Here is a 6,000-nt window from a genome sequence, read left to right as displayed (position 1 = left end):
GCGTAGAGAACTCCATGATCACGTGGACCCGTGCCCGCACTGCATCCACCCCGCTCGATCACTCCACAGCGGCCGCCTATTGCCGGTCGGTCTTAAACGCTCACCTCGAACCACATCCGCTTGCCGGAACCCCTGGGCTCCACACCCCACGTGTCCGCGAGCCCCTCGACCAGCATCAGCCCACGCCCGGAGGACGCCTGTTCCCCGGGCGTGCGGCGCGTCGGCCAGAGATCGCTCTCGTCCTCGACCTCGACCCGCAGCCGTGCCCGCCCGTCCTCCTGGTACAGCCGCGCGGTGAACATCGCGTCCCGGTCCGTGTGCCGAATCGCGTTCGTCACCAGCTCCGACGACAACAGCTCGGCGGTGTCGATGAGTTCGGGCACCCCCCAGCGCCGCAGCGCGTCCCGCAGCTCCGCCCGGAGCTCCGAGATCCGCGCCAGGTCCGCCTGCCCGATCCTGCGCCGCAACTGCTGCGCGGCCCGCCCGCCCGCAGGGCCGTCCCAGCGCAGCAGCAACAGCGCGATGTCGTCCTCGCGTTCGCTGGTGTCCGCGGCCTGCGAGGCGATCCGGTCGGCGAGTTCCTCCAGTGGTTCGCGGGGGGATTCGCCGATCGGGGGGAGGTGTTCGGAGACGGTCTCGCAGAGGCGGGCGAAGCCGGTGTCGAGGTCCATGTCCCGGGCTTCGACCAGGCCGTCGGTGAACAGCAGCACGGTCTCGCCGGGGTCGAGGCTGAACCGGGTGACCCGGTACTCCTCGTCGGGGGCGACGCCGAGCGGCAGGCCGCCCGCCACCGGAACCGGATGCACGGTGCCGTCGGCGCGGCGGACCACGGGGTCGAGGTGCCCGGCCCGGACGGCGTAGACCACGCCGTAGTCGACGTTGACCTCGGCGTAGGTGCAGGTGGCGAAGTGGTCGGTGTCGAGGTCGGCGAGGAAGCGCGACGCCCGGGCCATCACGGCCGCCGGCGGGTGCCCTTCGGCGGCGTAGGCGCGCAGCGCGATGCGCAGTTGGCCCATGATGCCGGCGGCGTGCACGTCGTGGCCCTGGACGTCGCCGATGACCAGGCCGACGTGACCGCCGGGCAGCGGGACGACGTCGTACCAGTCGCCGCCGATCTGCAGACCGGAGCCGGCCGCGAGGTAGCGGACGGCGGTGGTGACGCCGGGGACGGCGGGGACGGTGCGGGGCAGCATGACCCGTTGCAGGCCGGCGGCGAGTTCGTGTTCGGCGTCGTGCAGCCGGGCCCGGGCGAGGGACTGGGCGACCAGTCCGCCGAGGGTGGAGAGCAGGGTGCGCTCGTCGGGGTCGAGTTCGCGGTCGTCGTCGAAGGAGACCACGCAGACGCCGGTGGGGCGGCCGCTGGCGACCAGCGGGAGGAAGGCCCAGGAGGAGCGTCCGGTGTTCTCGGCCCAGTCCCAGGCGTCGGGGTAGCGCTCGCGGTACTCCTCGCGGCTGGAGACGAAGATCGGAGCGCGCTGCCGGATCGCTTCTGCGGCGGGGTGGGTGGGCGCGAGCGGGATGCGGTCGAACTGGTCGCCGAGGGCGTTGCGGTAGCCGCTGGAGCCGAGCAGCGCGATCCGGCCGCCTTCGAGCGAGGCGAGGGCGAGTCCGTCGGGGCCGAGGCCGGGCAGCGGCAGCTCGGTGAAGACCCGGGCGACGTCGCGGACGGTGACGGCGTCGGAGAGGGCGCGGGCGGCTTCCTTGATGAACCGGGAGCGCTCTTCGCGCAGGACGGCGAGTTCGTCGGCGCGTTCGCGTTTGTGGAGCTCGACGGTGGCGTCCCAGACGAAACCGACCATCCGGGAGGGGCGGCCGAAGGCGTCGGCGAGGACCCGGCCGCGGAAGCGCACGGCGTGCATTTCGCCGTCGGGGAAGACGGTGCGGTAATAGGCGCCGCACTGGCCGAGTTCGGCGACGGCGCGTTCGACCCGGCGGCGCACCACGGGGGCGTCCTCGGGGTGCAGCAGGGCCAGGAAGGAGTCGGAGGTCCGGTCGAAGGACTGGCCGGCCAGGCCCAGGATGGTGCAGGCGCGCCGGTCACCGACCAGGGTGTCGCGCCGGATGTCCCAGTCGAAGGAGCCGATGCCGTTGGCGGCCATGGCCGGTTCGAGCCACTCGGGGGTGGAGTCCCCGGTGCGGGTGGGCAGGCCGCGGGCGGTGGACGGCACGGCGCGGCCGGCGGCGGTGCGCAGCGGGTTCGCGGGGGTGCTGTTCCGGGTGGCCTGGGTGGCCTGGGCGGGCGGGGTGCGGCGGGCGGGCCCAGGCGCCTCGGGCTCGGTGGCCATACTTCTCCTGCCGGTGCCTTGCCTGGCGGCCGCTGGTGGTATCCGTGTCCCCTGCTGGGCCGGCCGGACCGCGATGGTTGCGTGTGCCTACTGGCACACATTCTCACTACCCTCTCGTATGTTCGGCAAGGCGGCAATGCCAGTGGCCCGGACGGTACTGATCGCACACAATCCGCCCAAGGACCCTCACCCGAACGGCCTACCCGGGTGGCCGGTGCGGAATTCTCCCCACCGGTTCGGGGCGGGCCCGCTCAGAGCACGGACAGCTCGAACCAGGTGACTTTTCCGTCCCCGCGCAGCTGCACTCCCCAGTCGTCGGCGAGCGCCTCCACCAGCAGCAGCCCGCGCCCGGAGGTGGCCTCCTCGCTCGGGTGACGGCGGCCGGGGAGCCGGCCGGTGCGGTCGTGCACCTCGACCCGCAGGCGCTGCTCGGCGGTCAGCTGGGCGTCGAACTCGGCGCCCTTGCCGGTGTGCACCAGCGCGTTGGTGACCAGTTCGGACGCCAACAGTTCGGCGGTGTCGGCGAGTTCGGAGACGCCCCAGTGATCGAGGGCGGCCCTCAGCCGGCGCCGGACGGTGCCGACGGCGGGCAGGTCCGCGGCCTCCAGGGAGGCGTGCAGCCGGCGGTGCAGGGCGCACTCCGACTGGTGCACCGGGGCCGGACTCTGCGGCTGCGACTGCGCCCCCGGCTTCGACTGCGCCGGTGACTGGATGTGTGCGGCCCCCTGCCGGTCGGCCTGCTCCCGGCGCGAGGCCGAGCGCTGCCGCGGGAATCTTGCCTGACCGTCCATCAACTTCTTCAGCCCCCGCCCTCGTTCCGGACGGCCGCTCCGGTCCCCCACCGGTCCGGCGGCCACTTCTGGTCATCCTCATGCCCACTCGGCGGCGTTTGCAACAGTGATCCGCCCCTACGCCCGTGGTGAACGGTGCGCAAGGGCGTGCGCGGGCACGCGGGTGAGCCGGGGGCGCTCGCCCGGGCCGGGGCCCCGGGGCGCTGACGCAGGTCCACCGGCGGAGTGTCGGCTCGCCCCCGGTGCGATCTTCACACGCTCCGATCACCGGATCCGCCCCCGCCGACCATTCCCCCACACCCCTCCCGTGCGCCTGCGGGGCGTCCCGGGCCCGTGGCCGGACGCTGGACATCACGGGCAGCCGCAGGTTCAATGGGGCCCGAACACGTTTGAACGTCGTTCTAAACTCTTCGACCACCCTCCGTCCACCCTCGACGAGCGAGGCACCGTGCGACTGACTCCCACCGAACGGGACCGGCTGCTGATCTTCACCGCGGCCGAGTTGGCCCGCGCCCGACGGGCGCGCGGCGTGCGATTGAACGTGCCGGAGGCGACGGCGCTGATCGCCGACACCGTCTGCGAGGCGGCCCGGGACGGCCGGCGCCTGGCCGAGGCGATCGAGGCCGGCCGCAGCGTGCTGAGCGCCGCGGACGTGCTGCCGGGCGTGCCGGACGTGGTGACGGTGGTCCAGGTGGAGGCGGTGTTCGAGGACGGGACGCGCCTGGCGGTGGTCAACGACCCGTTCCGCGGCGCGGGTTCGCTGGGCGACGGGGCCCCGGGCGCGGCGCTGCCGGGCTCCGGCGCGGGCTACGACCCGGTGGAGGAGTCGCTGCTGCTGCCCGTGCACAACACCGCCTCGGTGCCGATCTCGGTGACCTCGCACTTTCACTTCTTCGAGTCCAACCCCCGCCTGGCCTTCGACCGCTCCGCCGCCTACGGAATGCACCTGGCGGTGCCGGCCGGTTCCTCGGTGCGCTTCGACCCGGGCGTCACCGTCGAGGTCGGGCTGGTGCCGATCGGCGGCGAGCGGGTGGCGATCGGCTTCGCCGGGCTGGTGGACGGGCCGCTGGACGCACCGGGCGCGAAGGACGCGGCGCTGGCCAAGGCCCGGGCGACGGGCTACCTGACCGAGTTCGACGACGCGCAGCCCGAGCAGTGACCGCCACCCGCCGCACCAGGAAGGACCAGGCATGAGTTCCATCACCCCGCACGACTACATCTCGGTGCACGGCCCGCGCGCCGGCGACCGGGTCCGGCTCGGCGACTCGGGGCTCATCGTCCGGGTCGAGTCGGACTCGCAGGCCCCGGGCGACGAGTTCCTCGCCGGGTTCGGCAAGACCGCCCGGGACGGGCTGCACCTGAAGCCGGCCGCGGTCCGCGAGACCTGCGACGTGGTGATCTCCAACGTGCTGGTGATCGACGCGGTGCAGGGCATCCGGAAAACCTCGATCGGCATCCGGGGCGGCCGGATCTCGGCGATCGGCCGGGCCGGCAACCCGGACACCCTGGACGGCGTCGAGGTGGTGGTCGGCACCGGCACCACGATCGTCTCCGGCGAGGGCCTGATCGCCACCGCGGGCGCCATCGACACCCACGTCCACCTGCTGTCGCCGCGGATCATGGAGGCCTCGCTGGCCTCCGGCGTGACCACCATCATCGGCCAGGAGTTCGGCCCGGTCTGGGGCGTCGGCGTCAACTCGCCGTGGGCGCTGCGGCACGCGTTCAACGCCTTCGACGCCTGGCCGGTCAACATCGGCTTCCTGGGCCGCGGTTCGTCCTCCGACCCGGCCCCGCTGGTGGAGGCGCTCGCCGAGGGCGGCGCGTCCGGCTTCAAGGTGCACGAGGACATGGGCGCGCACACCCGGGCGCTGGACACCGCGCTGCGGGTCGCGGAGGAGTACGACGTCCAAGTGGCGCTGCACACCGACGGGTTGAACGAGTGCCTGTCGGTGGAGGACACCCTCGCGGTGCTGGAGGGCCGCACCATCCACGCCTTCCACATCGAGGGCTGCGGCGGCGGCCACGTGCCGAACGTGCTGAAGATGGCCGGCGTGCCGAACGTGATCGGCTCCTCCACCAACCCGACCCTGCCGTTCGGCCGGGACGCGCTGGGCGAGCACTACGACATGATCGTCTCCGCCCACGACCTCAAGCCCGACCTGCCGGGCGACGCCGCGATGGCCCGCGACCGGATCCGGGCCGGCACGATGGGCGCCGAGGACGTGCTGCACGACCTCGGGGTCATCGGCATCACCTCCTCCGACGCCCAGGGCATGGGCCGGGCCGGCGAGACCGTGCGCCGCACCTTCGCGATGGCCGGCAAGATGAAGGCCGAACTCGGCCCGCTGGACGGCACCGGCTCCTACGGCACCGCCGAGGGCGGCGACGACAACGAGCGGGTGCTGCGCTACATCGCCAAGCTGACCATCAACCCGGCCATCGCGCACGGGCTTTCGCACGAGGTCGGCTCCATCGAGGTGGACAAGCTGGCCGATATCGTGCTCTGGCGGCCGGACCACTTCGGCGCCAAGCCGCAGCTGGTACTGAAGGCCGGCTTCCCCGCGTACGGCGTGGTCGGCGACCCGAACGCCTCCACCGACCGGTGCGAACCCCTGGTGCTGGGCCCGCAGTTCGGCGCGCACGGCGCCACTGCCGCGGACCTCTCGGTGGCGTTCGTCGCCCAAGCCGCCGCCGACTCCGCCTACTTGGACGTCGCGGGCGACCAACTGCCCACCCGCAGGCGGCGGGTGGGAGTGCGCGGCACCCGGGGCATCGGCCCGAGTTCGATGCTGCGCAACGGCCGGCTCGGACAGGTCGACGTCTCGGCGACCGGCCTGGTCTCGCTGGACGGCGAGCCGCTGCGCTCCGCGCCCGCCGACTCGGTCTCCCTCAGCCGCCTGTACTTCCTGTGAACTCCCTTCACC

The 6,000-nt window shown here is 73.2% G+C and carries 4 protein-coding genes; 2 read left to right on the top strand and 2 right to left on the bottom strand.

Features of this window, described 5'->3' with window-relative positions; all coding sequences use genetic code 11:
• Positions 1-92: 92 nt before the first annotated feature.
• Positions 93-2,285, bottom strand: a complete 2,193-nt coding sequence (locus tag ACZ6R9_RS33505) for a SpoIIE family protein phosphatase (protein WP_380481910.1) — start codon at positions 2,283-2,285, stop codon at positions 93-95.
• Between the two features lie 251 nt (positions 2,286-2,536).
• The gene (locus ACZ6R9_RS33500) at positions 2,537-3,076 is read right to left on the bottom strand and encodes an ATP-binding protein (protein WP_465542530.1); all 540 of its coding nucleotides are present in this window, start codon (positions 3,074-3,076) and stop codon (positions 2,537-2,539) included.
• Between the two features lie 448 nt (positions 3,077-3,524).
• Between ACZ6R9_RS33500 and ureA the strand changes: the two genes are divergently transcribed.
• Together ureA and ACZ6R9_RS33490 are read left to right on the top strand one after the other, a co-directional pair.
• A complete protein-coding gene (ureA, locus tag ACZ6R9_RS33495) occupies positions 3,525-4,235 on the top strand; it encodes an urease subunit gamma (protein ID WP_380481914.1) in 711 nt (236 codons plus the stop codon).
• A 31-nt stretch (positions 4,236-4,266) separates the two neighbouring features.
• A complete protein-coding gene (locus tag ACZ6R9_RS33490; protein ID WP_465542528.1) occupies positions 4,267-5,988 on the top strand; it encodes an urease subunit alpha in 1,722 nt (573 codons plus the stop codon).
• The last annotated feature ends 12 nt before the right edge of the window (positions 5,989-6,000 follow it).

It is taken from the genome of Kitasatospora sp. NPDC048662, from assembly GCF_055587065.1.
This window is presented reverse-complemented; position numbering and strand designations above follow the sequence as displayed.